Genomic DNA, 24,274 nt, shown 5'->3' on the forward strand with positions numbered 1-24,274 from the left:
AATGGCTCCCCGGGCCTGATTCGAACAGGCGGCCGTCCGATTAACAGTCGGATGCTCTACCGCTGAGCTACCGGGGAGCAGCCCCTAAGGGCAGCGCGGGCTAGATAGCGCGACGGTCCTTAAAGGCAAGTGTTCAAGCGACCTTCTTCACCAACGGGGACAGATTTTTACGTCGCGAACTGCTCCATGGCGATGCGTTCGTCGAGCGCATGCTCGGGATCGAACAGCAAGGTGAGCGACCGTTCCTTGTCCAACCGGATCTCGACGCGTGAAACGTCACGAACCTCGACCTGATCGGCAACGGCGGAAACCGGCCGGTTCTCGGCCTCCAGCACCTTGAGGCACACAGCCGTATCGTCGGGCAGAATCGCGCCTGACCATCGCCGTGGCCGGAACGGGCTGATCGGCGTCAGGGCGAGCATCTTGGCCTGAAGCGGCAGGATCGGACCATGTGCCGAAAGATTGTAGGCGGTCGATCCCGCGGGGGTCGCCACAAGAACGCCGTCGCAGGCGAGCTCCGGCAACGCCACGCGGCCGTTGACCGAGACTTCGATCTTCGCAGTCTGCCTCGTCTCGCGAAGCAGCGAGACCTCGTTGATTGCCGAGTGGACGAAGGTCTGCCCGGACACCGTCGTCACCTTCATTTCAAGCGGCGCGACGCGGATCGGCTTCGCCCCCGCGAGCCGCTCCGGCAGGCAATCGATCCGCCAATCGTTCATCAGAAAGCCCACGGTGCCGCGGTTCATGCCGAAGACCGGGCGCGGCGAGCCTGCGTCCAGCATCGAGTGCAACGTGTGCAGCATGAACCCGTCGCCGCCCAGCGCGACTAGCGTTTCTGCCTCCTCCGCGGGCGCGAAGTCGTATCGCTGGCGAAGCATGGTCTCGGCAGCCGACGCCACGTCGGTGTGCGAGGACAAAAGGCCAATGCCGAGTGCGCGCAGGTCCATTCGTTCAGATCGGTCCTGTCGTTGGGGCACGTCCGCGTTCACTCGCTGCTCCTCGGCCGCTTCTGCTGCGCTCCGAACATAAGGTGTGAGCACGCCTGCGTCACTGTACCGTTTCGGGTCGGGGTCGGAAGACGCAGTTCCTCGCACTTCGGTCAATCGTTAACGCCGGTTGCATGTCGGGTTTGGAAACGATTTTCGAGTGGGGCAGGCGGGCGTCGGATGGGGCGACTTCGACGCCCGCCATTCCCGTCCGCGACCCGCTCCTGGAAGCTGCAATCGCGCACGAGCAGATCGAGGTTCTCTATCAGCCGCTGATCGACCCGCGAACGGGACGGATCATCGGAGCCGAAGCACTGGCCCGATCCGCTATCGTGCCGTCGGCCGAAGTGCTGTTCGCAAGAGCCACGGCAGCCGGATTGGAAGAGCGGCTTTCGCGTCTGATCCAGCGGAAAGCCCTGCGCTGCGCCGCTGTTTGGGAAGGACCGCTCAAAAACCTGAAGATCTCGATCAACCTGCTGCCGCAGGACCTCGCGCGCGAGGCGTTCGACCAGTGGCTGCTCGACGAGATCGAGAGCGCCGGGATCGATCCCAATCGCGTGAACGTCGAAATCACCGAAAGCGCCTTGCTTGTCGATCAGCCCGCCGTCAGCGAGCGGCTCACGCGGCTCCGTGAAGCTGGCGTCACCATCGCGGTGGACGATTTCGGCACTGGCTATTGCAGCTTGGCCTATCTGATCTCGCTGCCGCTCGACATGCTCAAGATCGACCGCGGCCTGATCACGCACATCGTCGGCAAGTCGCAGGATCGCATCGTTGTAAAGGCGATGATCCGCCTCGCGCGGGATCTCGGACTGCAGGTCGTGGTCGAAGGTGTCGAAAGCACCGGCCAGCTGATGCTGCTCGCGGAGTGGGGCTGCGACTATTACCAGGGTTTCATCGGGGCCGGTGCGCTCACGCTCGAAGAGCTGACGCGTTTCGTTGCCGCTGCGCAGGTCGAAGCCGCCTAGGCTGTCCGTCGAAAAGTTCGCCCCATCGCGTCACTCCTATGATTTGCTCCCTTCCCGATGGAGGTGGGCGTGAGACCGATCACATTTGCTGTCGCCGCGGCGGTGCTTCTGGCGGGTTGCCACAAAGCGGAGCCTGTGCGGCAGTTTTCCCAAGCCGCGCTTGATGCCGCACTGGCGGATCCAGCGCGCAAGGATCAGCGCGATGCCGCGGATGCGCGCCGCAAGCCCGGACCGCTCATCGCGTTCGCGGAGGTGAAACCGGGCGACAAGGTCTTGGACCTCATTCCGGGCACTGGCTACTGGACCCGCATCTTCAGCAAGATCGTCGGCCCACAAGGCAAGGTCTATGCGGTGTGGCCGCAAGCCTATGCGCGGACGGCCATGGGCAATGTCGCCACGCTGCGGCAGCTTTCGGCCGACAAATATTACGGCAACATCGTCACTGAGATCGAGCCGACGACCACCCTGACTGCTCCCGAGCCGCTCGACGTCATTTGGACTTCGCAGAACTTCCACGATTATCCTGACGAGTTCATGGGCAAGGGCGATCCTTCGATGCTCGCGAAGGATGCGTTCAAGGCGCTGAAGCCAGGCGGCACCTTCCTGATCATCGATCACATGGCGAAGCCTGGGAGGGGCTTGCAGGACACCGACACGCTCCACCGGGTCGATCCGGCAACCGTGCGTCAGATCGTTGAAGCGGCGGGCTTCAAGTTCGCCGGGGAGAGCAAAGCGCTGAACAATCCGGCTGACCCCCTCGACATACCTGTCTTCGACAAGTCGATCCGCGGCAATACCAGCCAGTTCGCCTACAAGTTCGTGAAGCCGCTTTAGGCGGGCTCCAGCTCCTTCTTCGCACTTTCCCCCGCCGCAGCGACGCGCGCGAGGCCGCGCGAGAGCTGCAAAGCGCCATTGAGGCGCGCATCCGGCGTCGGCCAATCCCGGCTGACGACCATCTTGCTATCGGGACGCAGCTTCGCGCTGCCCTTCAGCCGATCGATATAGTCGAGCAGCCCGCGGAGGTCCGGGAAGCCACTGTCCGCGAACGTCACGACAGCGCCCTTCGGTCCCATGTCCAGCTTCGCGACCATTGCCTGCTTGAGGTTCAGCTTCACCTCGACGATCTTCATCAAGTTGGCCGTTTCCTCGGGCAGCGCGCCGAATCGATCGATCATCTCGGCGGCGAAGGCGTCGATGGCCGGGCGATCCTCAAGCTCGCCCAGACGACGATAGAGACCCATGCGCAAGTCGAGATCCGGCACGTAAGCTTCCGGGATCATGATCGGCGCATCGACGCTGATCTGCGGCGTGAATTCTTCGGTCCGTTGGACCCCACCGGCTTTGAGTTCGACGATCGCGTCCTCGAGCATCGACTGGTAAAGCTCGAAACCCACTTCCTTGATGTGGCCCGATTGCTCGTCGCCTAGCAGATTGCCTGCGCCGCGAATATCCAGGTCGTGGCTGGCGAGCTGGAACCCTGCGCCGAGATTGTCGAGCTCAGAGAGAACTTGCAGGCGCTTCTGCGCTGCCTCCGTGATCGACCGGTTCTCCGGCATCGTCAGATAGGCATAGGCGCGGGTCTTCGACCGGCCGACGCGACCGCGCAGCTGATACAGCTGGGCAAGGCCGAACCGATCCGAACGGTGAACGACGAGCGTATTGGCGTTCGGAATATCGAGCCCGCTCTCCACGATCGTGGTCGAGAGCAGCACGTCGTACTTGCGGTCATAGAAAGCGCTCATCCGCTCCTCAACCTGGCTCGGGCTCATTTGGCCGTGCGCGGTGACGAACTTCACCTCAGGCACCTGCTCGCGCAGCCATTCCTCGATGTCGGGAAGGTCGCTGATGCGCGGCACGACGAAGAAGCTCTGCCCGCCGCGATAATGCTCGCGGAGCAGTGCTTCGCGAAGCACGACGCCATCGAACGGTGTCACGTACGTGCGCACCGCCAAGCGATCGACGGGGGGCGTCTGGATCACGCTAAGATCGCGTAGGCCCGACATCGCCATCTGCAGCGTGCGCGGGATTGGCGTCGCTGTCAGCGTGAGCACGTGGACGTCGGCCTTGAGTGCCTTGAGCCGTTCCTTGTGCGCGACTCCGAAATGCTGCTCCTCGTCGACGATCACCAGGCCGAGCCGCTTGAACTCAATGCCCTTGGCTAGCAACGCATGGGTGCCGACGACGATATCGACCGTCCCGTCAGCGAGCCCTTCCTTCGTCTTCTTTGCTTCTGCCGCAGGCACGAGCCGTGACAGCCGGCCCACATTGATCGGAAAGCCCTGCAGCCGATCGACGAAATTCTTATAGTGCTGCCTCGCCAGAAGGGTGGTGGGGCCGATCAGCGCCACCTGCTTGCCTGACATTGCCATGACGAATGCAGCTCTCAGCGCGACCTCGGTCTTGCCGAAGCCCACATCGCCGCAGACCAGGCGATCCATGGGTTTGCCTGCTTCGAGATCGCCGAGAACTTCCTCGATCGCGCGATCCTGATCGTCGGTCTCTTCGTACGGGAATCGGTCGACGAATTGCGGATAGCTGGCGTCGGGCGCGGCCACGACTCCTGGACGCGTTGCGCGCATCGCGGCAGTCTTGATGAGCTCGCCCGCAATCTCGCGGATCCGCTCCTTCATCCGCGCCTTGCGGCGCTGCCACGCTTCGCCGCCGAGACTGTCGAGCGTTACGCCCTCGCTTTCGCTGCCATAGCGCGAGAGCAGTTCGATATTCTCGACCGGCACGTAGAGCTTGTCGCCACGCGCATATTCCAGCGCAACGCAGTCGTGGGGAACCTTGCTGACTGGAATTTGCGTCAGGCCCTCGTACCGCCCGATGCCGTGGTCCGCGTGGACGACGAGATCGCCGGGTGAGAGCGTCGCCAGCTCCTGCAGGAAGGCATCCGAGGCCTTGCGGTTCTTGCGCCGCCGCACGAGGCGGTCGCCGAGCATGTCCTGCTCGGTGAGCACCGCTACGTCTGGCGTGGTGAACCCGTGCTCGAGCGGGAGGACGAGGAGCGCTGGCTGAGTCTTGCTGCCGAGCGCTTCCTGCCAGGTATCGGCGAGCTTCTGCGCCTTCAGGCCATGGTCTTCGAGCAGCCCCGCGAGACGCTCGCGAGCGCCGCGCGTGTAGCTCGCCAGCACGACCTTGTGGCTGCTCCTCCGAAGCTTGCCGACATGATCGGCAACCGCCTCGTAGACATTCGCCTGCTGTGTCCGCTCGGGCGCGAAGTCGCGGGCCGGCAACACGCCAAAGTCGATCGTGGTCTTCGATTCGGGTTCGGCGAACGGCGACGTCCGGTGGATCGCACGGTCTTCAACGATCTGCTGCCAATCGCCGTTCAGGACGTAGAGGCTCTGTGGTTCCAGCGGCCGATAACTGCCCGGCGCGGTTTCCATCGCTCGCACGCGGTTGTTGTAATAATCCTCGATCGCTTCGCGCCGGCTATCGGTGGCCTGATCCGCAGCCGCGTCGCGGACGATGATGTCGTCTTCGCCCAAATGATCGAACAGCGTCGAAAGCTTGTCTTCGAGCAGCGGGAGCCAGTGCTCCATGCCCGCCATGCGTCGTCCTTCGGACAGCGCCTGGTAAAGCGGGTCCTGCGTCGAGGTTGCGCCGAACTTCTCGCGATAGCGGGAACGGAAGCGCTTGATGCTGTCTTCGTCCAGCAGCGCTTCGGAAGCAGGCATGAGCGTGAACGCGTCCGCCTTGTCGGTCGAGCGCTGGTCCGCCGGGTCGAACCGGCGAAGGCTATCAATTTCGTCGCCGAAGAAGTCGAGCCGCAAGGCCTGCGTCGCGCCTGCAGGAAAAACGTCGATCAGCGACCCGCGCACGGCATATTCGCCATGTTCGGCAACGGTGTCCGTGCGCTGGTAGCCAAGCGCGTTCAGCTGCTTGACGAGCGTCTCCCGCTCAATCCGCTCCCCCTCGGCGATCCTGCGTGTGAGCTGGCGGATGCGGAAGGGCGTAAGCGTCCGCAGGGTCGCCCCGCTTGCAGTTGCAACGAGCAGCTGCGGCTTCTCGCGCTTGGCCTGCAGCGCATTGAGCGTCGCAAGACGCTCTGCCATCGTGCGCAGCGCCGGAGATGCGCGGTCGTAGGGCAGGCAGTCCCAACCAGGTAGCGTCAGCACTTCGACTTCGGGCGCGAACAGCGGGACCGTATCGGCCAGCGCACGCATGGCCGCTTCGTCGGCGGCGATGATGACCGCACGGCCGCCCTTGCCCGTCCCATGCGCAGCGCGCGCAAGATCGGCGGCAAGCCAGGGCAGGAAGCCTTGGGGGACGCCGGCGAGGATCAGCGGCTGATCGGCGCGCAGGACGCGCTGCAGAGGCTCGCTCATCGCGCAATCCGGATATAGTCGAGCTTCTTCAGCGCCTCGATCATCGGACCTTCGAAGCGCTCCGGTGCCTCGGCGGTTCCGTGCGCCCAGGCCATGATGTCGACATCCTGCTCCTCGAGCATCTCCTCGAACAGTGCGCGCTGTTCGGCGCTCCACGACGCGTGATGCGCATCGAAAAAGCCGCCGACCAGCATGTCGGCTTCACGCGTGCCGCGATGGTGCGCGCGCCAGCGCAGGCGCTTCAATTCCTCATCTGAAAGCATGTTGTCCATGTAGTGATGTTTGTTCGTCATTGCGAGGATCGAAGCGACGCGGCAATCCACTGTTGATGCGGCCCGAGATCCTCAATCCATTGTTCGCCGAGGTCGAGGTGCTGAGGGGCGTCGGACCGCAGGTCGCCAAGCTGATGAAGCGGCTCGATCTCGCGCGCGTCGTAGACGTTCTCTACCATCTGCCGACCGGCGCGATCGAGCGAGTAAGGGCGCCGGCTGCCGACCAGAGCCTGCTCGGCCGCAACGTGATTCTGGAGCTGACCCCATTTCAGACGCGGGAGAACCGATCGGGACGCGGCCCGACGCGGATTTTCGCTTCTGACCCCGCGGGCAACACGATCAGCCTTATCTATTTCAACAATCCCGGCTGGGCGAAGCGCACATTGCCGATGGGCGAAACGCGCATGGTCTCGGGCAAGCTCGAAGCTTATGGCGACGAGTGGCAGATCATCCATCCTGAAGTCGCAGAGCCAGGGAAGGGGCCGGCGCCCGCGATCCGCGAGCCAGTCTATCCGCTCACCGAAGGCCTGACCAATCGCCGCATGGGTGAGTTGGCGCGAGAGGCGCTCGAGCGCGCGCCTGAGCTACCGGAATGGATCGAGCCGAGCCTTGCATCCCGGGAAGCCTGGACAGGCTGGCTTCCATCCCTGGCGCTTATCCATCGCGAGCCTGGCACGGAGGCTGCGCGCAAGCGCCTGGCCTATGACGAGACTTTTGCAAACCAGCTCGCGCTCCTGCTGCTTCGCCAGTCGCAGCGCCGGCATCGGACCGTTCCATTGCCGGGTACGGGTTCCCTGATCGCCAAGCTCAAACTCGAATACGAGCTAACAGGCGCGCAGCGCCGTGTGGTTGGCGAAATTCATGGCGATATGGCGCAGTCCGCGCCGATGCTTCGGCTGCTTCAGGGCGATGTCGGCTCGGGCAAGACGCTCGTCGCCGTGCTGGCAATGCTTGCAGCCGTCGAATCCGGGGCGCAGGCTGCACTGCTGGCCCCGACCGAGATCCTGGCGCGCCAGCATCATGCGACGCTTCTCGCTCAGCTCGACAGCATTGGAGTTCGGGTCGCGATCCTGACCGGCCGTGAAAAGGGACGTGCCCGCGACAGCGTGCTCATGGGTCTAGCGGACGGTTCGATCGACATCCTCATCGGCACCCATGCGATCTTCCAGGAAAAGGTCGCCTACAAGAAGCTGGGGTTGGCGGTGGTAGACGAGCAGCATCGCTTCGGCGTTTCGCAGAGGCTTCTTTTGTCGTCCAAGGCTGAGCACCCGCCGCACCTGCTGGTGATGACCGCAACGCCAATCCCTCGAACGCTAACGCTCACTCAATATGGCGAGATGGATGTCAGCCGCATCGACGAGATGCCGCCCGGGCGAACGCCGGTCGAAACGCGCGTGATCAGTGACGAGAAGCTGTCGGATGTGGTCGATGGCCTCGGCCGTCACGTCGCGAGCGGCGGGCAGGCCTATTGGGTCTGTCCGCTAGTTGAGGAGAGCGAGAAGACCGACGCAGCGGCCGCCGAAGATCGTGCCCGCATCCTCCGCCAGCGCTTTGGCGACGACAAGGTCGGTCTCGTCCACGGTCGCATGAAGGGGCCGGACAAGGACGCGGTCATGGCGCGCTTCGCCTCTGGCGAACTGGCGGTGCTTGTCGCGACTACGGTTATCGAAGTTGGCGTCAACGTCCCGAACGCGACGCTGATGATCGTCGAAGGTGCCGAACGTTTCGGATTGGCCCAGCTCCACCAGCTGCGGGGCCGGGTGGGTCGCGGAACCGGCAAGAGCACCTGCTTGCTGATCCGGCACCAGAACCTCACCGATGTCGGGCGTGCCCGCCTCGCGCTGATGCGCGAAACCAACGACGGCTTCCGGATCGCAGAGGAAGATTTGCGCTTGCGAGGTCCGGGGGAAATTCTCGGCACGCGCCAGTCAGGCGAAGAAGCGTTTCGCGTCGCCACGCCTGAGGATGTTCAGACGCTTGCGCCAATCGCGCAGAGTGACGCCCAGCTCCTGCTCGACCGCGACGGCGGCTTGTCCGGCCCGAGGGGTCAGGCCGCGCGCATCTGCCTCTACCTGTTCGAACGTGATCAGGCGGTGGATTTGATCAGAAGCGGTTAGGCGACGAGCAGCCCGTGCTTCTTCTTGCCAAGGCTGACTTTCACCGGATTGCTCCCGACCTCCAGCGTTAGCGACGGATCGCTCACGACCTGATCGTCAATCCTGATCGCACCTTCTGCGATCTTCCGCTTTGCCTCTCCGTTCGAAGCACAGAAACCCAAACCAGTGAGCGCGGCGAGAAGGCCGATGCTCCCACCCGTATCGAGCGTCGGAAGATCCGCGCCCGCACCGCCACCTTCGAAGGTCTCGCGGGCCGTCTGCTCGGCGGCCAGGCCAGCTTCGCGACCGTGAAGCAACGAAGTCGCCTCGGTAGCCAGCACTACCTTGGCCTGGTTGATCTCCGCACCGGGCAAGTTCTCGAGCCGTGCGATCTCATCCAGCGGCAAGTCCGTGAACAGGCGCAGGAAACGGCCGACGTCCGCGTCGGACGTGTTTCGCCAGAACTGCCAATAATCGTACGGGCTCAGCAGCTCGGCGTTCAGCCACACGGCACCCGCCGCGGTCTTGCCCATCTTCGCGCCGTCGGCGGTGGTGATGAGCGGGCTCGTAACGCCGAACACCTCGGTGCCATCGATCCGGCGCGAAACCTCGATGCCGTTGACGATATTGCCCCACTGATCCGACCCGCCGAGTTGCAGCCGGCACCCGACCCGGCGCGAAAGCTCGAGGAAGTCGTAAGCCTGCAGGATCATGTAGTTGAATTCTAGGAAGGTCAGCGGCTGCTCACGATCGAGGCGCAGGCGCACGCTGTCGAAGGTCAGCATCCGGTTGATCGTGAAATGCTTCCCGACCTCGCGCAGGAAGGGGATGTACTCGAGGGTGTCGAGCCAATCTGCATTGTTGACCACGATGGCGTCTGTCGGACCATCGCCAAAGGTCAGGAACCGCTCGAAGACTCGGCGAATGCCGGCGATATTGGCGTCGATCTCCTCGGTCGTGAGCAGCTTGCGGCTCTCGTCCTTGCCGGATGGGTCGCCGACCTTGGTTGTGCCGCCACCCATCAGCACGATCGGCTTGTGGCCAGCCTGCTGCATCCGGCGCAGCAGCATGATTTGGACCAGGCTGCCTACATGCAGACTCGGAGCCGTCGCGTCGAAGCCGATATAGCCGGGCACCACCTGCTTCTCCGCAAGCGCGTCCAGTGCTGCGGCGTCGGTGACCTGGTGGATGTAGCCCCGCTCGTCGAGCAGGCGCAGAAGGGAAGAGCGGTAAGTCGTCATCGCCGCCCGGCTAGCATTGCGGACGCGGGTGCAACAAGCTCACTCAGCCGTGGACACACCGTTCTTCTCGCTGAAGGTCTGAAGCTCCGTCAGGACGAACGAGAGTTCAGGGCTGACGGTGAACGGAGGGCTGCGGCCGATATCCTGGCCAGTGTCCCACAGGACCGGGACCATGTCCCTGGATTGGGCGGTGAGCGCTACGGCCAGCATCCATTTCGCACGAGACCGCGGGTCCTTCGATTTCGCTGCCCCGAACTCCCCGACGAAGACCGGAATATCCTTCTGCTGCGAGTAAGCAGCCATCTTTTCGAAGTTCCGCCTGAGCTCCGCGAGGTCCTCCGGCGTACCCCACGTCAAGCGCATCTTCCCCCAGCTTTCGTCCTTGGTCATGCCGGCAAAGGGCCACGGCGTATAATAATGGACGGAAAGAAGGAGCTTGTGAGGGATCGTGTCGCGAGGAAGGACGAATTTGTCGGTCGCGGTCTTCTCGATGTCCGTCGTGTATCCGGCGATGATCAGCAGGCGTTTGCCGTTCTTCCCTCCGGTGCCACGAACCGTATCGACGAAGAGCTGGTTGACGCGTCCCAAGGTTGCATAGGCGCTTGAGCCGGCGCCATCGAAATTGGATTCTTCGTTGAGGCTCTCGAAGATCAGGCGCTCGTCACGATCGTGAAGATATGTCGCGATCTGGTTCCAGTAGCTCTTGAACCTCTGTTCGGCCTCGGGGCTAAAGGTGTGATAAGTCTTCGCGAACCTCTTCTTGTCGTCTGAATCGATCCATCCGCCATCCCAATGGATGTTGATCACGCAGAACATGCCGGCCGACGTCACCCAGTCGACGACCTGTCCAACGCGTTCGAGCTTGGCTCGGTCGATGCGGCGGTCCTTCGCGTACGTATCCCAAGCCACGGGGACCCGGACTGTCTTAAAGCCGAGTGCAGCTAAGTGATCGACGAAGGCTTTGGTGATGGGAGGGTTGCCCCAGCCCGTTTCCCAAGCTGCGGTATTCTCGAGCGTGTTGCCGATGTTCACGCCTGTGCCCATTGCCTTCGCGGCATCCCATGCGTCGAGGTCGGCCGCTGAAACGGACGTTGGCGATTGCGCGAATGCGGCCGAGCAATGCTCGCCTGCAATGAGCAGGAACGCCGCTAGCAACAATCTTACGACTGAATGTGAATTGAAGGCCCCCATGATTGGGGCTTAGCGTGATCCGGAAGGGCCTGCTACGGTCAGCCCGTGCATCTCAACCTGGTATCTCATCCAATGACGCCGCCCGGTGTTCGCGATCTCAAGGTCTGGGCGACGATCGACCATGCAGCTTCGCTCGCAGCTGTGGCGACCACGAACATCTGGTTCGGAGTAGGGGCGCCCGCCGATCGCTTCGTCATTCCCCACGTGGAGGAGCCCTCGCGCGCCGACGAGCTGTGGAAGACGACCTGTTTCGAGGCATTCCTTCGGCCGCTCGGCGAGACCGGTTATCGCGAATGGAATTTTGCCCCCTCCGGTCAGTGGGCAGCCTATGATTTCACCGATTATCGTGAAGGCATGACGCCTGCCGAAACGGACACCGAGCCATACATCCGGATGGAAGACAACTTCACCTGGTGGGCCGTGGGCGCGACGATCGCGATCCCAGCCGACACGAACTGGGAACTCGGAATCTCCGCGGTGCTCGAGGAGATTGACGGTACCAAGTCTTATTGGGCGCTCGCACATCCCCGCGAGAAGCCGGATTTCCACGCGCCCGGTTGCTTCGCTGCGCACCTGCCCTAATCAGCGTCCATGACCCTATTCGGTATCGATCGCCTGCTCGCCGACCCTGAGCTTCGCCGCCCGCTCGAAGGCAAGCGCGTTGCTCTCCTGGCCCACCCTGCTTCGGTCACGAAGGACCTGACCCACAGCCTCGATGCGCTGTTCGCGAGCGGATTGAACGTCTCGGCCGTGTTCGGCCCGCAGCACGGCGTCCGCGGCGACCTCCAGGACAATATGATGGAGTCGCCGGACTACACTGATCCGACCTATGGCGTGCCCGTCTTCAGCCTCTACGGGGAGGTTCGGCGGCCGACCCGTCAGTCGATGGGAACGTTCGATACCATCCTGATCGACCTTCAGGATCTGGGCTGCCGCATCTACACCTACGTGACGACGCTCCTCTATGTGCTCGAAGCGGCCGCGGAGCACGGAAAGAGCGTGTGGGTGCTCGATCGTCCGAATCCAGCGGGTCGTCCGGTCGAGGGGCTCACCCTCCGCCCTGGTTGGGAGAGCTTCGTTGGCGCCGGTCCGATGCCAATGCGCCATGGATTGACCCTCGGCGAACTCGGCAAATGGTTCATCGACCACTTCGACCTCGACGTTGATTACCGCGTGATCGAGATGGAGGGCTGGCAACCGAACGAAGCTCCAGGTTTCGGTTGGCCGGCGGACCGTGTGTGGATCAACCCGAGCCCCAACGCGGCCAACCTCAACATGGCGCGCGCTTATGCGGGCACCGTGATGCTCGAAGGCGCGACGCTGAGCGAGGGCAGGGGCACCACCCGGGCTCTGGAGTTGTTCGGTGCTCCGGACATCCAGCCCAAGAATGTCCTTGGCGAGATGGAGCGCGTCGCTCCGCAATGGCTTGCAGGCTGCAAGCTTCGCGACATCTATTTTCAGCCGACTTTTCATAAGCATGTCGGAGAACTCTGCCACGGCGTCTTCATTCACGCCGAAGGTCCGTTTTACGACCACGAGGCGTTCAGGCCGTGGCGGCTTCAGTCACTCGCATTCAAGGCGATCCGCAACCTGTACCCGGACTACGATCTGTGGCGCGATTTCGCGTACGAATATGAATTCGACAAGCTCGCGATCGATGTCATCAACGGCTCAACCCTGCTCCGCGAATGGGTCGACGACTCGAATGCTCGTCCAAACGATCTCGACGCGCTGACCATTCCCGATGAGAGGGCATGGGACGAAGACCGGCGTAAGTATCTGATTTACTGATCGACGCGCTGTTCCGGCCGAGCACTTTCAACTAGCGGTAGCTGATGCACTTCCTCCTGTTTCTCGCCGCGGCTTTTCAGGCGACAGCCCCTTCGTCCCCAAACGAAATCATCGTGACGAGTCCGGGCCGTCCAGCTGCGAAAGACGCTCAGGATTTCGTACGTGATGTGACACAGCGGACCTACTCCCAGGTCCCTCGCTATCACGACCCTTTATGTCCGGTGATCGTTGGCATCGAGCCGAACGCCGCCCGCGTTGTGCGCGATCGGATCATCGAGACGGCGAAGGGGGTCGGCGCGGAGGTCGATCCCAATCCTAGCTGCCTCGCGAATCTCGTCTTGGTGGTGGACAAGAACGGGCAGCAGTTCGTGAAGGACCTCCGCCGCAAGGACCCCGATTGGTTTCTCGGAGTCAGCCTGACGGACGTCCGGCACATCATCAACCAAACGTCGCCCGTCCGAGCGTGGTCGGTGACCAGTATCCGAAATGAAGACGGGATCAGCACTGCGACGCCCGACTATGGTGATGCGTACATGATGCGGGTGATGACCAAGTCGATCATCAATATGCCGACCAGGGCGCAGATCGAAGTCTCCGTGATCGTCATCGATCAGTCGGCGGCCCTCGGAATCACGCTTGCACAGCTAGCCGACTATGCGGCCATGCGCGGCCTGGCTCGCACGATACCTCCGAAGAACAAAGGGGTGCGCAGCATACTCAACCTGTTCGAACCGGGATCGCCGCGAGAGCCGGAGTTGACCAGGTCCGACATCATTTACTTGCAGACGCTCTACAAATCGAAGGGGACTGAAGACGCCGTTAAGGAGCGCGGCCGCTTGAGCAACGCGATCCGCCTGGACGGGCGATCGAAATAGCCTCGGGGATCGTTGGTTAACGAAGAAGTAGGAGCTTCTCCGTATGCCGCTTTCGAATAGTTTCGGGAGCGGGGCGGTCGATGGCCACTCAGGGGATCGAGGAAGTCACTGAAAACGCGATCCGCGCCGTTGCGCGCGATTGCGGTTCCTTGTCGATGGAGTGCAGCGACGTCGCTGGCTACGTCAAAGGAGTCGGCGAGCGCATCAGCGAGCATCTCAAGATGCTGGACCAGCTCGAGGAAGTGACGACCCGGTTGCTGGGTGACCAGGCTCGCGTTTCGGATTCCACCGACGAAGCACGGCTTCTCTCAGAGCAGGCGAAGGCTAAGCTGGATGCGGGCCGTGAAGCGATCGAAGGGACCATCGACGGCTTCAAGGGGCTGACTGACCTGATCGTGCAGCTCGGCGAACGGATGGCGGGCTTTGCGACCGCTATGAGCCAGGTCCAGACAGTTTCGTCGACCATCGAGACGATCGCCCGCAAGACCAACATGCTCGCGCTCAATGCGACCATCGAAGCGGCGAGGGCAGGGGACGCCGGCCGCAGCTTTGCGGTCGTCGCGGCAGAGGTGAAGAAGCTTGCGCACGATACGCGCGCGGCAACCAGCCAGATCGCCTCAACCATTGGAGAGCTGACCCGTGAGGCCGGGGCGGTCACGACTGAGATCAAGACTGGTGTAGAGCGCAGCCGCGCCGCGCAGTCGGGATTCAGCACGATCAGCGACACGGTTCGTGAGGTCAGCGAGATCGTCGGAATGGTTGACCGCCAGACCGAGGGCATCGCCCATTCGACCAGCATGATCCAGACCAGCGTCGACCGCGTGAAGGCCGGCCTCACTGAGTTCGCCGGAGACGCTCGCGCGAACGGTAGCGAGCTTCTCACGGCTCAGAAGCGTCTCGCTCATCTCGAGATGCTGTCGAACACCATGCTCGACACGCTCGCCAATTCAGGCGCAGAGATCGACGACACGCCGTTCATTCTGAAGGCGCAGGAGGCCTGCGGCCAGATCCAGGCGCTGGTCGAGCAAGCGATCGATGCGGGCGAATGCACGCTCGAAGACGTGTTCGACCGGGACTATCAGCTGATCGAAGGATCGAACCCGGTCCAGTATCGCGTTCGTTTCAACGACGTCGCGGACAAATATGTGCGCCCAATCCTCGACCGGAGCGAGGGTTCGGACGGCCGCATCATCGGCTGCGCAATCGGCGACATGAACGGCTATTTGCCGACACACCTCAGCAAGCGCAGCCATCCGCAAGGTCCGGACCCCGTCTGGAACGACGAGCATTGCCGCAACCGGCGCATCCTGATCGACGACACGACACGCATGGCGCTTGCGAGCGACCGGCCCGCGACTCTCGCGACTTACCGGATGGAACTCGGCGACAAATTCATTCCGGTGAAAAATGTCTTCGTCCCGCTGTGGGTCAAAGGCCGCCGCTGGGGTAATTTCGAGCTCGCTTACCGGGACGATTGATCCCGTTTCGTCCCACCTCGGGACGAGCTCTTTTCGAATCCTTACGGGTCCATAAACTTCGTCTTTACGCCGTTGAGTTAGGACCATCCCGATTAGGCCGCTGCGTGGCCTAAACGAACGAGGGGAATGGAATGGCGATCAACCGGTCGGTCAGTTTACAGCCGGTCAGCGTTGCCGAAGCACAGCTAGCTCGCGTCGCGGGCGAAGGCTGCGCGCGCCATTCGCATCTCAATGCCTTGTTGGAAGCGACGGGCCCCTACGCGGCCAGCGACCTCGCGGACGCGGTGCATCTGCTCTGCAGCCTTCACGGCCGCTACCCCGGACTGATCGAACTCGCGCTTCAGCGCACTACGAGTGGCGACGCCAAGACCTGGCTCGATCGGGCCGCCGAAGCTTTCGAACGCGAGCGTCTGTACGTCGTTCGCCTGACTTCCGCTGTTGGCCCGCTGCCCAGCACGCCTGGCGCCGCGGAGACGGAGACCAGCCTGGCTGCCGCACGCCACGCGCTTGAGACGCTTGCTACGTCGGAGCGCAAAGGCTGCTCGCTCGGTGCGGCTACGAGCCTTGTGGGCGACTGGTGGCCAATCCGCCGGCTGCTCGACCGTGCGGCAGCTCGCGTCGGCCTCGAATGCCCGGCGCCCTCGCTGCCGGATGAATCCTCGATCATTGAGGTGATCCACCGCGCCTCGGACACGCCCGCGAGCGAGCGTGCCCTGGCGTTCGGCGGTGAGCAGCTGCTGCTCCAGCACCGCGCACTGTTCGACCTTCTCGAAGCCCGAGCGGCCGCCCGCAATATCTACTGAGGCCGTCAGGCCGCCAGCGGAAGCTTCTGCTCCTCGGCGCTGTTCTCGATGACGACATTCTGCTCGACCTCAGTCGAAGCCGACGAACGGTCTTTCGGGAAGAGCAGGCGCGAACCGAGCACTACGGCGCCCAGCGCGAAATACGCGCCAATGGCATAAACCGGGCTCCACAGGACCGACGCTGCGAACAGGACGCGCAGGAACACCGGGTTGAACCCGAAATCCTCGCCGATCGCTTCGCAGACGCCCAAAATGGTGTGGGCCCGAAGCGGAAGTGCGACCTGATTTTCCTGCGCTGACATTTTCCTAAACTCCTCGACAAAGCTTGTGCTGGGTACAGAGCAAGAGCCGTGCCAAAACCGGAAATCAATTGTTTCCAATGGCTTGCATGTGACGAGATGCGCCAGGTTTGTGAATTGCGCCAATCCCGCCGCCGAAGAGTTGGGAATTTTCACCTTGTGCTGCAAGTGCGATGCTGCGGCGCAACATTGATATTCGACGAACGGATGCAAATCTTATAGAGGCGCGCCGATTAGGAGCGTTCAGGAGCTGGGTCCCAAGAATGATGCGGATCATGATGAAGTCGAAAATCCACCGCGCCACGGTGACGCAGGCTGATCTCGATTATGTCGGTTCGGTCACGCTGGATGCGGCGCTGATGGAGGCAGCCGACCTGCTCGAAGGCGAGCAGGTGGCGATCGTCGACATCACCAATGGCGCCCGGATCGAGACCTATGTCATTCCCGGCGAGCGGGGCAGCGGTGTGATCGGCATCAACGGTGCCGCCGCACATCTCGTCCACCCCGGCGATCTTGTGATCATCATGTCCTACGCCGTGCTGAGCGACGCCGAAGCTCGGGCACTTGAGCCGCGCGTCGTCCACGTGGACGAGCAAAACCGCATCGTGAAGCTCGGCAACGACGCCGCCGAGCCGGTGCCGGGCTCTAATCAGAAGCGCGGCGACCTTATCGCGGCGGAGTAACGTCCGCCGGCACCATCAGCCGGCACCATCAGCCGCCACCATCAGCCGCCACCATCAGCCGCCACGGCGGCGGCAGATAATCCGTCGACATGTAATAATAGAAGTTGCAGCGGCCGTCCGATGTGCGGTTGACGCCCTTGGCGATACCGAAGGCGACGCTGCCGCTGAACACGGGTCCGCCGCTGTCGCCCGAGATGCAGTTCGGTCCGCTGACCGTGATCCAGGTCGGGGTGCACGGCCCGCCGCAAAGCGCGCCCGGCGGCGCGTAGTCCGTCAGAAGAACCTCGGCGCAGCTGTAGCCAGAGCTTTGGCCGAAGTGGCAAACGAAGTCGCCAGCTCGCGTGCTGTCCCGATTCCGCCAGGTGGTCAGCCGCCTCAGCGAGTCAGCGCCTCGATCAGCATAGAAAAGCGGCGCATTCGCCTCAGGACTGAGATTGATCTGGACGTCCTGGTAGCCGGTACCGAACTGGTCAACGAAGGGCAGGGGAACGCTTGGTCCATCCGCATCGACGTAGGTCAGCTCGTTCGGGCAATGCGCTGCTGTCGCGATGCCGGTCCGGCTACCATCGGTCACGACGAACCCGGACGTGCACACATTGCGCCGCCCGGTTTGGGTGTTGAGTCCTTCGACCCGCTCACCGCCCGCGACGCTCATATTCTGCTCGATCAGCTTGTTGATCACGACCCGCACGGGAACGCCGCCGAGCTGCTCGGCGCGAGCCTTGATGGCCCCCACCCCAAAGCGCTCCGCATCTTCTGGCTTCACAAGAAGAACCACTTCACCGCTTCTCTGGTCGTAACCGGCGCCTTGGGCACCGGGCAGCTCGGAGCGAAGGTCGATCAGGTGTTGGCGTAGGGCCAGGATTGCCTGCGCTCGCGTGGCCTTGGCGCCAGTCCGGAAGGTGATCGGCACGCCTGCGGCCGTCCTATCCGCTACCGGCGCATCGCCCGTCAGCAGGACCACGACGCGATATTCGGGCGTGTGTTCGATCGAAATACCGGCAAGTCGCCCGGCGAACTCCTGGGCAATGCTGTCGGTCGCCGCGACAGAAGCTTGCTGCGCCTTCAACCGACGAAACGCCTCGTCACCTGATACGCCGTAATGAGCCGCATATTGCGCGGCATCGTTCGCAAGAGCTTCGTCCTGCGTCAGGACCTGCGCAGCAGCAGCAGTGGCCGAAGCCAAACTCAGCAGGACGACGGCGACTAGTGCTCTGATTCCGATCATGGCCGAGCCTAGCACGAGAACAGGCGAGACTTTGCTGCTATGTGAACCGCATGGCTGATCGACGCGATACGACCACAAAAGTCCCGGTACAGTTGCTGATACTGCTGCTCGTTCTGGCCGCGGTGCTCGGAGGGATTATCGCGCGCTGGATCCCGATCGGCGGAACTGAGCCGGAGCCGCGCGTTCTGTCCGGCGCTCCGACGCAAAGCCTTGCACCACTGGTTCGGAAGACGGCGCCCGCCGTCGTGAACATCGCAACGCTCCAGCCGTCGCCGGCGGAGCAGAACCCGCTGCTGCGCGATCCATTCTACCGTCAGTATGTCGGAATTCCCGACCAGGCGCTCGAACCGACGGTTAGCGCCGGCTCCGGCGTAATTCTCGATGCCGGGCGCGGGTTCGTAATTACGAACTTTCACGTGATCCAGAATGCTCGCGCGGTGGAGATCGGGCTGAAGGACGGCCGTCACTTCCCGGCTGAGCTGGTCGGCGCGGCACCCAACGTCGACCTCGCGGTGCTCCGGATTCGTGCGCGCAACCTGCCTTCGCTGCCGCTCGGCGATAGCTCCAAGCTGCAGGTCGGCGATTATGTGGTCGCGATCGGTAATCCGTTTGGCCTCGGCCAGACGGTCACGAGCGGGATTATCAGCGCGACCGATCGCGGTCTCGGGCAGGGCGATACGCGCCGCTTCATCCAGACGGACGCGCCGATCAATCCCGGCAATTCGGGCGGGGCGCTCATTAATCTGAAAGGCGAGTTGGTAGGCATCAACTCGGCGCTGTTCAGCCCCAGCCAAAGTCAAATGACTGCGGGCAACATCGGCATTGGTTTTGCCATTCCATCCACGGTGGTGAAGCAGATCATGGCCCAGGCAGAGAGTGCTCGCGACCCTGCTCAATAAGGAGTAACGGCAGCGGCGAAGGAGAACGCGATGCCGCAGGACGCCGCTGTAACCCAAGCGCAATTTGATCTGACGCCCCCGACCAAGGAGCAGTTCGACGCACTGGTTGCCGACCTAAACGACGAAGAGCGCCACGTCCTGCTCGAGCATGGGACCGAGGCGCCTTTCTGCGGCATCTTCCTTAACGAGAAACGCCCCGGCGTCTTCACGTGCCGGCTCTGCGGCCTCCCGCTGTTCCACGGGGGTACCAAGTTCGAGAGCGGAACGGGTTGGCCGAGCTTTACTCAGCCGTTCGCGGAAGGTCATTTGAAGTACATCCGTGACACCAGCTACGGCATGGTGCGCACCGAGATCGTATGCACGCGCTGTGGCTCCCACCAGGGCCACGTCTTCGATGACGGCCCCCCGCCGACCGGCCAGCGCTACTGCATCAACTCGGTAAGTCTGGCATTCACGCCTGAGGGTGAGCCACTGCCGGACAAGCTGGGCAGGGGAGCGCCCGAGGGTGAGCCCGCCGCTTAGTTGGAGTCCGAGCGGCCAAAACCGGTGTAATCGATCCGGATTCGAACCCAGGAGCCGATCAGCGGTCTTCCGTCTTTACGCGGTGGCCTGACGCGGAACTGCCAGGCCGCATTGAGGACGGCGCCGGCCAGGTGTGAGCCGAGCGGTGACTGGCCGAGCGCAATGCAATCGTCGACCCGATTACCGGGGATCGTCTTGCAGGCGATGAGGCCGTATCCGTCGGGAGCGTTCTTGGGCAGATAGCCCCCAAGCTCAGCATTGGTGGGCTCACGAGCCCATTCGGCCGCGTACATGGTCTCGCCGTTTGGCCCGCGACCAACAACCTCACTGTCGCCGGCATGTCCCGTTCCAGCCGACCCCAGCTTCGAGATGTCCGCAGCAGCCAGATCGTCCTTGCTCATCTCCACCCACGATTGGCTCTTCTGAGGGGGCGCGGGGGGAGTGGAAAGCGTCGGCTTCGTCGGCAAGATGATCGGCGGCGGCTTCGGAACCGGCTTGTTTTGCTCGACTTTTTGCTGGCGATGAGTCTGCGTCTTCTCGGTTTGCTGCGAAGAAGAGTTGCGGCTCTCGGGAAGGAGATCGACCACTGTTCCCCGCATGGGCTTCTGTCCGGGGGTTGGAAGAATCCCAAGCGTCATCAGGATCAGCAGCAGCCCGATATTGATGGCAAGCGCCATCCCGAGACCGGAGAGCCGGCGTCGAATCGGGGTGCGTTCGTAAGGCGCGGAGAGGCGGTAGGTGGACAAGGATCCGTATCGTCGGTGCGTCGCGTCCGGCTGACTCTAGCGGCCGTTGACGTGAACCGTAAGTGAAAGTCGCGTGCGATTCTCACCTTGCGCAGGCAATTCGTCGGCTGCACCCACGCATTCGTGCTGAAGACCGAAGTGCTGATCCGCGAGGCGCATGTGAGCGACGCTGAGGCGATCGCCGAGATCTACGCGCATCATGTGCTGAACGGCACCGCATCCTATGACATTGATCCGCCGCCGCCGGAGTTCATGAAGGCGAAGATCCTTGGTGTGCTCGACGCCAATTGGCCGTTCCTGGTCGCGGAGCGGGACGGGGTGGTAATTGGCTACGCCTACGCAACCCAGTTCCGCGATCGTGAAGCTTACCGTTTCACTTGTGAGAACAGCATTTACGTTCACGCCGATTGGATGGGCCGGGGAATCGGCAGGACGTTGCTTCAGGCGCTGCTGGAGCGGTCAGCGGCTTCCGGCTTCCGGACGATGGTTGCCGTCATCGGTGGAGCGGAGCCCGCTTCGATCAAGCTGCACGCCGGATGCGGGTTCGCGGAGGCCGGTCGGCTGCGGGCCGTAGGCTGGAAGAAGGAGCGTTGGCTCGATTCGGTCTACATGCAGCGAGAGCTGACCATTTCGGCGAAAAGCTGAGAGAGGAAGAAGCCCTGCCTGGGTTTGGGATCGAGGATAGGCAGGGCTTCCGTACTCTGGTCTCAGCAGCGCCGCCCGAGCTCGCTTCAGTCCAAGGCTGCGCTGCTCGGAACTGTTTACCGGGCAGGGTTTAATCCCATCCCAAGGATCATGGTTGCCTGAAAGGTAAGCATAACAACTAGGTTTCGCGTGCCGCGAACGCTGCGCTAAGGTTCTTAAATGGGCAGTGGCATGACCCCGTTCGACTATCTGTTCACGTTTTACGGGCTGCTGCTTGGAATCGCCGTCGCCAATGTCGCAATCGGCTTTGCCGACATGTGGCGGAATTGCGAGAAAATCGAAGTTGGAGCGTGCCCACCTCTTCTGTGCGCCATCGTCATGCTCGGCGGCATGAACGTCTGGCTGACGATGTGGCACGTCCGGCACGTCGTGGAGGTGAACGGGTGGCAGATGGTCGCGGCTTCAGCTGTCGCCATGCCCTATGTGTTCATCAGCCGGGCGATGTTTCCCGGGGAGGAAAAACAGGCTGAGAACTCCCTGGAGGGTCACTACCTCAGGCACCGGAAGCTGATCCTGTCGATCCTATTCATTCCCCCGTTGGCCATGGCGATTTCGAAGATTTTCCTCGACCAGTCACATGACTATGGCTGGCGAGAGGTCTGGCTGGCGGTGAGGCTGATCATGCCTCTGGTCTTGATTCCACTTGCGAACCGTACCGCGCAACGTATCGGCCTGGGCGCATTCGTTGCGCTGGAGTTCGTGGGTCTCTTCCGATGATCAGAAGCCGAACAGGCTGACACCTGTCAGTATGCTGATTGCCGCAATCAACCCGATCAGGAGCAACAGGATTGCGGTGACCAAAGTCATCGAGACCGGATAGGCGCTTTCGCCATGGATCAGCTCGTCATGGACCAGCTGACCCCTCCTGGCACGAAGCTCCAGCGCGAATTGAATGTGCCGGAGGATCCCGCCGACGAGCAGGATCATCCCGAGAATGATCAGCGACAATCCGAAATTGCGCGGCGAACGGGCACTGTGAATCGCGCCTGCTTCAAACGCTTTCCTGAATGCTTCGTAGATCGTGAATCCGAAGCCGATCAGTGAAAGTGACGTGCGGATTACCGACATCAGGGTGCGGTCTGCGCTCATCCGGGTCCGTTGGATCGACATTCCTGTCCGCCGCATCGACAGCTCAGTGCGATTCCCGGACAGATCGGTTCGATATTCAGAAAGGTCGGTGCGGTGCTCGGAAAGTTGGGTCCGATGGTGCGACAGGCCCGTCCGATAGTGCGAATATTCCACCGACGCCGCGTCGGCATTGGTCGGATCAGGGTTCGGAATGGCAGGCAGGGGCGCATTCTTCTCGCGCTCTGGCCGTTTTTGGGCTGCAGCATCGTTCGCCATCGGAATTCCTTCACGAGCTCGGCTGATTTTCACGTGCCGGCAGTGGCGCAGCCATGCGGGTAAACCCCGGTTGTTGCTTGCTCGGTTACTCTTGTTACGCTGGCCGTAGGAGACGCGAGCGATGTTTGAGCATTGGGGCGAGTTCTTTCTGCTGATCGGCTCCGCGGCGGCGGTGCTGATCGGCCTCATCTTCGTCGTCATCAGCCTCATGCAGGACCGGTCGCGGTCGAGCGTCCTGACTGGATCGAAGCTCTACATGGGGCCGATCGTGCTGGAGGTAAGCTTCGTGCTGGTGGTCAGCGCGGCGGCTTTGGTGCCGCACATCAGCCGCAATCTTTTTTCGGCGATCGTCGGCATCGTCGCGCTATGGGGCCTGGCGAGGGGTATCGCTTCGACCATCGGCATCTGGCGGCTGCGCACCGAGGTGCACTGGACCGACATTTGGTTCTACGGAGTGATCCCGACCGTGCTCTACTTGGTCTTCTGCGCCGTAGCGTTCGCCTTATGGCAGAGCCTGCCGTGGGCGCATTACGGTCTCGCTGCAGTGCTTACTGCCATATTGCTGTCGGCGATCCGCAACGAGTGGGACCTGATCACCTGGATCGCGCCGAGACGCGAAGCAGGTGAATCAGAGTTCGGCTAGGCCCGCCTTACTTGGTGCACTTGGTGTAGTGCCCCTTGGCGTCACGGCAAGGAGCTGCCTTGGCCTTTGCCTGCGGACACTTCACGAATTTGCCACTCTTGTCGCGGCATTGGGACGCAGCGAAGGACGGGGCCGAGCTGGCTAGCAGGCTCAGCGCGGTCAGTGCGAACACGAACTTTTTCATGGCTTCCTCCCTCTTCGGCTTCGAAGGAGCCTTGAGGGATAAGGCCGTCCACCCAAACAGCGGGTGGAGGAAAGATTACAATCCGGCCCGGTCGTCCGTGGTGGAGTAGGGCTGCTCCTGGATCGACGTGTCGACGTCGATCGCCTTGTACAGAATGCAGCGCGCGAGGATGCCGCTCAGCAGCAGATAGACCGCGAGCACGCCGACAATGATGCGGGCAATCTGGCCAGGCACGACGTCGAGGTAGACGAGAAGCCCAAGCCCAAGCGCGACGACGATACGAACGACACGATCTTCCGGTCCGACATTCCTGGCCATGTTGCCTAACCCCGTTGTTAGCCTCGTATGTCGGCTTCTAGACTATAATTTACGGAAACCAAGGCGCGATGACCATGAAATCGCCAACTGCCGACCCGGAACTTCGCTAAGTTCGCTCCTCCACGCGCGCGCGGGAGAGCCGAGCCCGCCGGACTGCGACCGAGCTTGGAGCACACCGGGAAGTCTGTAGGCAAGCGGGCGCTAGTTGCGGAGGCTGTCCGGAACCACACCGCCGTTTTCGGCCAGCTTCTGCATCACCGCCTTGTGAAGCGCGATGTTCTCCTCGGCGCTGCCGTCGGCGCCGACATGGACGTTGAGCTCGTTGGCGAGCTCCTTGCGGGCGTTGAGGCTTGAATCGAGGTCGAGCAGCTTCAGCAGGTCGACGATCGACGTCTGATAATTGCCGCCGCCGCCCTTCGCCGCGGCCATTTCGCTGAGCACTGCACCGACGTCGACATTCTGCGGCTGGGCAGGGGCGGCGGGAGCGCTAGGCGCTGCTTGCGGTGCGGCGGGAGCGGCACCAGCAGGCGCCGGAGCTTGCGACTGCGCCTGACCCTGGTTCGCCGAGCCGTGGTGGAAGATCTTGTTCATGATGTTGCCGAATATGCTCACGCCGTTTCCTCCAGTTGTTGGCTGGTTGAACGAAGCTCGTGGGCCTCGGGTCCCTCCGT

26 protein-coding genes and 1 tRNA gene are annotated in these 24,274 nt (G+C 62.5%); 14 read left to right on the plus strand and 13 right to left on the minus strand.

What is annotated here, in order from left to right; all coding sequences use genetic code 11:
- Nucleotides 1–2 precede the first annotated feature (2 nt).
- Together AC4GYV_RS05380 and AC4GYV_RS05385 are read right to left on the minus strand one after the other, a co-directional pair.
- Nucleotides 3–77: transfer RNA gene (locus AC4GYV_RS05380), tRNA-Asn, on the minus strand.
- Nucleotides 78–167: 90 nt separating this feature from the next.
- The gene (locus AC4GYV_RS05385; protein ID WP_491100393.1) at nt 168–947 is read right to left on the minus strand and encodes an NAD kinase; all 780 of its coding nucleotides are present in this window, start codon (nt 945–947) and stop codon (nt 168–170) included.
- Nucleotides 948–1,120: 173 nt separating this feature from the next.
- Between AC4GYV_RS05385 and AC4GYV_RS05390 the strand changes: the two genes are divergently transcribed.
- Both AC4GYV_RS05390 and AC4GYV_RS05395 read left to right on the plus strand, forming a co-directional pair.
- Entirely contained in the window at nt 1,121–1,954 is an 834-nt protein-coding gene (locus AC4GYV_RS05390) for an EAL domain-containing protein (RefSeq protein WP_491099631.1), read from the plus strand.
- A 69-nt stretch (nt 1,955–2,023) separates the two neighbouring features.
- The gene (locus AC4GYV_RS05395; protein ID WP_491099632.1) at nt 2,024–2,788 is read left to right on the plus strand and encodes a class I SAM-dependent methyltransferase; all 765 of its coding nucleotides are present in this window, start codon (nt 2,024–2,026) and stop codon (nt 2,786–2,788) included.
- Here AC4GYV_RS05395 and mfd read toward each other — a convergent pair.
- Both mfd and AC4GYV_RS05405 read right to left on the minus strand, forming a co-directional pair.
- Nucleotides 2,785–6,285: a transcription-repair coupling factor gene (gene mfd / locus AC4GYV_RS05400; protein ID WP_491099633.1), complete on the minus strand. Its 3,501-nt coding sequence runs from the start codon at nt 6,283–6,285 to the stop codon at nt 2,785–2,787. The two genes, AC4GYV_RS05395 and mfd, sit on opposite strands and share 4 nt — an antisense overlap.
- The gene (locus AC4GYV_RS05405) at nt 6,282–6,578 is read right to left on the minus strand and encodes an FAD assembly factor SdhE (RefSeq protein WP_491099634.1); all 297 of its coding nucleotides are present in this window, start codon (nt 6,576–6,578) and stop codon (nt 6,282–6,284) included. Before AC4GYV_RS05405 ends, mfd begins: the two co-directional genes overlap by 4 nt.
- Nucleotides 6,579–6,613: 35 nt before the next feature.
- Here AC4GYV_RS05405 and recG point away from each other — a divergent pair, with 35 nt between their 5' ends.
- Nucleotides 6,614–8,674: an ATP-dependent DNA helicase RecG gene (recG, locus tag AC4GYV_RS05410; RefSeq protein WP_491099635.1), complete on the plus strand. Its 2,061-nt coding sequence runs from the start codon at nt 6,614–6,616 to the stop codon at nt 8,672–8,674.
- Here the strand turns inward: recG and tyrS are convergent.
- Nucleotides 8,671–9,894 carry a tyrosine--tRNA ligase gene (gene tyrS, locus AC4GYV_RS05415; protein WP_491099636.1) on the minus strand — a complete coding sequence of 408 codons (1,224 nt, stop codon included), beginning with the start codon at nt 9,892–9,894 and terminating at the stop codon, nt 8,671–8,673. The two genes, recG and tyrS, sit on opposite strands and share 4 nt — an antisense overlap.
- A 39-nt stretch (nt 9,895–9,933) precedes the next feature.
- Nucleotides 9,934–11,085 carry a glycoside hydrolase family 5 protein gene (locus tag AC4GYV_RS05420; RefSeq protein ID WP_491099637.1) on the minus strand — a complete coding sequence of 384 codons (1,152 nt, stop codon included), beginning with the start codon at nt 11,083–11,085 and terminating at the stop codon, nt 9,934–9,936.
- A 45-nt stretch (nt 11,086–11,130) separates the two neighbouring features.
- Here AC4GYV_RS05420 and AC4GYV_RS05425 point away from each other — a divergent pair, with 45 nt between their 5' ends.
- The 5 genes from AC4GYV_RS05425 (at nt 11,131) to AC4GYV_RS05445 (ending at nt 16,032) form a co-directional block, all read left to right on the plus strand.
- The gene (locus AC4GYV_RS05425; protein WP_491099638.1) at nt 11,131–11,667 is read left to right on the plus strand and encodes a DOMON-like domain-containing protein; all 537 of its coding nucleotides are present in this window, start codon (nt 11,131–11,133) and stop codon (nt 11,665–11,667) included.
- A gap of 9 nt (nt 11,668–11,676) precedes the next feature.
- Nucleotides 11,677–12,876: an exo-beta-N-acetylmuramidase NamZ family protein gene (locus tag AC4GYV_RS05430; RefSeq protein ID WP_491099639.1), complete on the plus strand. Its 1,200-nt coding sequence runs from the start codon at nt 11,677–11,679 to the stop codon at nt 12,874–12,876.
- 113 nt (nt 12,877–12,989) lie between these two features.
- Nucleotides 12,990–13,751 carry a hypothetical protein gene (locus AC4GYV_RS05435; RefSeq protein WP_491099640.1) on the plus strand — a complete coding sequence of 254 codons (762 nt, stop codon included), beginning with the start codon at nt 12,990–12,992 and terminating at the stop codon, nt 13,749–13,751.
- 80 nt (nt 13,752–13,831) lie between these two features.
- Complete coding sequence (locus AC4GYV_RS05440) at nt 13,832–15,229, plus strand: methyl-accepting chemotaxis protein (protein ID WP_491099641.1); 1,398 nt, start codon at nt 13,832–13,834, stop codon at nt 15,227–15,229.
- 131 nt (nt 15,230–15,360) lie between these two features.
- Entirely contained in the window at nt 15,361–16,032 is a 672-nt protein-coding gene (locus tag AC4GYV_RS05445; RefSeq protein WP_491099642.1) for a DUF6975 family protein, read from the plus strand.
- A gap of 5 nt (nt 16,033–16,037) precedes the next feature.
- Here the strand turns inward: AC4GYV_RS05445 and AC4GYV_RS05450 are convergent, their stop codons facing one another.
- Nucleotides 16,038–16,334 (minus strand): PspC domain-containing protein, encoded by a 297-nt coding sequence (locus tag AC4GYV_RS05450; RefSeq protein ID WP_491099643.1) that lies wholly within the window; start codon nt 16,332–16,334, stop codon nt 16,038–16,040.
- A 272-nt stretch (nt 16,335–16,606) separates the two neighbouring features.
- On the opposite strand from AC4GYV_RS05450, the gene panD reads away from it, so the two are divergent.
- A complete protein-coding gene (panD, locus tag AC4GYV_RS05455; RefSeq protein WP_491099644.1) occupies nt 16,607–17,014 on the plus strand; it encodes an aspartate 1-decarboxylase in 408 nt (135 codons plus the stop codon).
- Between the two features lie 28 nt (nt 17,015–17,042).
- Here the strand turns inward: panD and AC4GYV_RS05460 are convergent, their stop codons facing one another.
- Complete coding sequence (locus tag AC4GYV_RS05460; protein ID WP_491099645.1) at nt 17,043–18,242, minus strand: chymotrypsin family serine protease; 1,200 nt, start codon at nt 18,240–18,242, stop codon at nt 17,043–17,045.
- Between the two features lie 50 nt (nt 18,243–18,292).
- Here AC4GYV_RS05460 and AC4GYV_RS05465 point away from each other — a divergent pair, with 50 nt between their 5' ends.
- On the plus strand, nt 18,293–19,141 hold the full coding sequence (locus AC4GYV_RS05465; RefSeq protein WP_491099646.1) for a trypsin-like peptidase domain-containing protein: 849 nt from the start codon (nt 18,293–18,295) through the stop codon (nt 19,139–19,141).
- 30 nt (nt 19,142–19,171) lie between these two features.
- Nucleotides 19,172–19,663 (plus strand): peptide-methionine (R)-S-oxide reductase MsrB, encoded by a 492-nt coding sequence (gene msrB / locus AC4GYV_RS05470; RefSeq protein WP_491099647.1) that lies wholly within the window; start codon nt 19,172–19,174, stop codon nt 19,661–19,663.
- Here msrB and AC4GYV_RS05475 read toward each other — a convergent pair.
- Nucleotides 19,660–20,409: a hypothetical protein gene (locus tag AC4GYV_RS05475; RefSeq protein ID WP_491099648.1), complete on the minus strand. Its 750-nt coding sequence runs from the start codon at nt 20,407–20,409 to the stop codon at nt 19,660–19,662. The genes msrB and AC4GYV_RS05475 overlap by 4 nt on opposite strands.
- A 123-nt stretch (nt 20,410–20,532) precedes the next feature.
- Between AC4GYV_RS05475 and AC4GYV_RS05480 the strand changes: the two genes are divergently transcribed.
- A complete protein-coding gene (locus tag AC4GYV_RS05480) occupies nt 20,533–21,054 on the plus strand; it encodes a GNAT family N-acetyltransferase (protein WP_491099649.1) in 522 nt (173 codons plus the stop codon).
- A 219-nt stretch (nt 21,055–21,273) separates the two neighbouring features.
- Nucleotides 21,274–21,831 (plus strand): hypothetical protein, encoded by a 558-nt coding sequence (locus AC4GYV_RS05485; RefSeq protein WP_491099650.1) that lies wholly within the window; start codon nt 21,274–21,276, stop codon nt 21,829–21,831.
- Here the strand turns inward: AC4GYV_RS05485 and AC4GYV_RS05490 are convergent, their stop codons facing one another.
- Complete coding sequence (locus AC4GYV_RS05490; RefSeq protein ID WP_491099651.1) at nt 21,832–22,458, minus strand: YidH family protein; 627 nt, start codon at nt 22,456–22,458, stop codon at nt 21,832–21,834. It abuts the gene before it with no gap.
- A 121-nt stretch (nt 22,459–22,579) separates the two neighbouring features.
- Between AC4GYV_RS05490 and AC4GYV_RS05495 the strand changes: the two genes are divergently transcribed.
- Nucleotides 22,580–23,101, plus strand: coding sequence for a hypothetical protein (locus tag AC4GYV_RS05495; protein WP_491099652.1), 522 nt, complete (start codon nt 22,580–22,582; stop codon nt 23,099–23,101).
- A gap of 7 nt (nt 23,102–23,108) precedes the next feature.
- Here the strand turns inward: AC4GYV_RS05495 and AC4GYV_RS05500 are convergent, their stop codons facing one another.
- The 3 genes from AC4GYV_RS05500 to AC4GYV_RS05510 all read right to left on the minus strand — a co-directional run bounded on the left by AC4GYV_RS05500 (nt 23,109) and on the right by AC4GYV_RS05510 (nt 24,215).
- A complete protein-coding gene (locus AC4GYV_RS05500) occupies nt 23,109–23,285 on the minus strand; it encodes a hypothetical protein (RefSeq protein ID WP_491099653.1) in 177 nt (58 codons plus the stop codon).
- A gap of 75 nt (nt 23,286–23,360) precedes the next feature.
- Nucleotides 23,361–23,603 carry a YgaP family membrane protein gene (locus tag AC4GYV_RS05505; RefSeq protein WP_491099654.1) on the minus strand — a complete coding sequence of 81 codons (243 nt, stop codon included), beginning with the start codon at nt 23,601–23,603 and terminating at the stop codon, nt 23,361–23,363.
- Between the two features lie 201 nt (nt 23,604–23,804).
- Complete coding sequence (locus tag AC4GYV_RS05510) at nt 23,805–24,215, minus strand: DUF3597 domain-containing protein (RefSeq protein WP_491099655.1); 411 nt, start codon at nt 24,213–24,215, stop codon at nt 23,805–23,807.
- Nucleotides 24,216–24,274: the final 59 nt, after the last annotated feature.

It is taken from the genome of Sphingomonas sp. SP4, assembly GCF_058313375.1.

Excerpts from the sequence above, each read along its gene's own strand:
- AC4GYV_RS05495 (WP_491099652.1), top strand. The coding sequence starts at position 22,580 with ATGTTTGAGCATTGGGGCGAGTTCTTTCTGCTGATCGGCTCCGCGGCG.
- AC4GYV_RS05420 (WP_491099637.1), bottom strand. The coding sequence starts at position 11,085 with ATGGGGGCCTTCAATTCACATTCAGTCGTAAGATTGTTGCTAGCGGCG.
- AC4GYV_RS05405 (WP_491099634.1), bottom strand. The coding sequence starts at position 6,578 with ATGACGAACAAACATCACTACATGGACAACATGCTTTCAGATGAGGAA.
- AC4GYV_RS05430 (WP_491099639.1), top strand. The coding sequence starts at position 11,677 with ATGACCCTATTCGGTATCGATCGCCTGCTCGCCGACCCTGAGCTTCGC.
- AC4GYV_RS05460 (WP_491099645.1), bottom strand. The coding sequence starts at position 18,242 with ATGATCGGAATCAGAGCACTAGTCGCCGTCGTCCTGCTGAGTTTGGCT.
- AC4GYV_RS05505 (WP_491099654.1), bottom strand. The coding sequence starts at position 23,603 with ATGGCCAGGAATGTCGGACCGGAAGATCGTGTCGTTCGTATCGTCGTC.
- AC4GYV_RS05440 (WP_491099641.1), top strand. The coding sequence starts at position 13,832 with ATGGCCACTCAGGGGATCGAGGAAGTCACTGAAAACGCGATCCGCGCC.
- tyrS (WP_491099636.1), bottom strand. The coding sequence starts at position 9,894 with ATGACGACTTACCGCTCTTCCCTTCTGCGCCTGCTCGACGAGCGGGGC.
- AC4GYV_RS05445 (WP_491099642.1), top strand. The coding sequence starts at position 15,361 with ATGGCGATCAACCGGTCGGTCAGTTTACAGCCGGTCAGCGTTGCCGAA.
- AC4GYV_RS05450 (WP_491099643.1), bottom strand. The coding sequence starts at position 16,334 with ATGTCAGCGCAGGAAAATCAGGTCGCACTTCCGCTTCGGGCCCACACC.
- AC4GYV_RS05390 (WP_491099631.1), top strand. The coding sequence starts at position 1,121 with ATGTCGGGTTTGGAAACGATTTTCGAGTGGGGCAGGCGGGCGTCGGAT.
- AC4GYV_RS05385 (WP_491100393.1), bottom strand. The coding sequence starts at position 947 with ATGGACCTGCGCGCACTCGGCATTGGCCTTTTGTCCTCGCACACCGAC.
- mfd (WP_491099633.1), bottom strand. The coding sequence starts at position 6,285 with ATGAGCGAGCCTCTGCAGCGCGTCCTGCGCGCCGATCAGCCGCTGATC.
- panD (WP_491099644.1), top strand. The coding sequence starts at position 16,607 with ATGATGAAGTCGAAAATCCACCGCGCCACGGTGACGCAGGCTGATCTC.
- AC4GYV_RS05485 (WP_491099650.1), top strand. The coding sequence starts at position 21,274 with ATGGGCAGTGGCATGACCCCGTTCGACTATCTGTTCACGTTTTACGGG.
- msrB (WP_491099647.1), top strand. The coding sequence starts at position 19,172 with ATGCCGCAGGACGCCGCTGTAACCCAAGCGCAATTTGATCTGACGCCC.
- recG (WP_491099635.1), top strand. The coding sequence starts at position 6,614 with ATGCGGCCCGAGATCCTCAATCCATTGTTCGCCGAGGTCGAGGTGCTG.
- AC4GYV_RS05500 (WP_491099653.1), bottom strand. The coding sequence starts at position 23,285 with ATGAAAAAGTTCGTGTTCGCACTGACCGCGCTGAGCCTGCTAGCCAGC.
- AC4GYV_RS05490 (WP_491099651.1), bottom strand. The coding sequence starts at position 22,458 with ATGGCGAACGATGCTGCAGCCCAAAAACGGCCAGAGCGCGAGAAGAAT.
- AC4GYV_RS05465 (WP_491099646.1), top strand. The coding sequence starts at position 18,293 with ATGGCTGATCGACGCGATACGACCACAAAAGTCCCGGTACAGTTGCTG.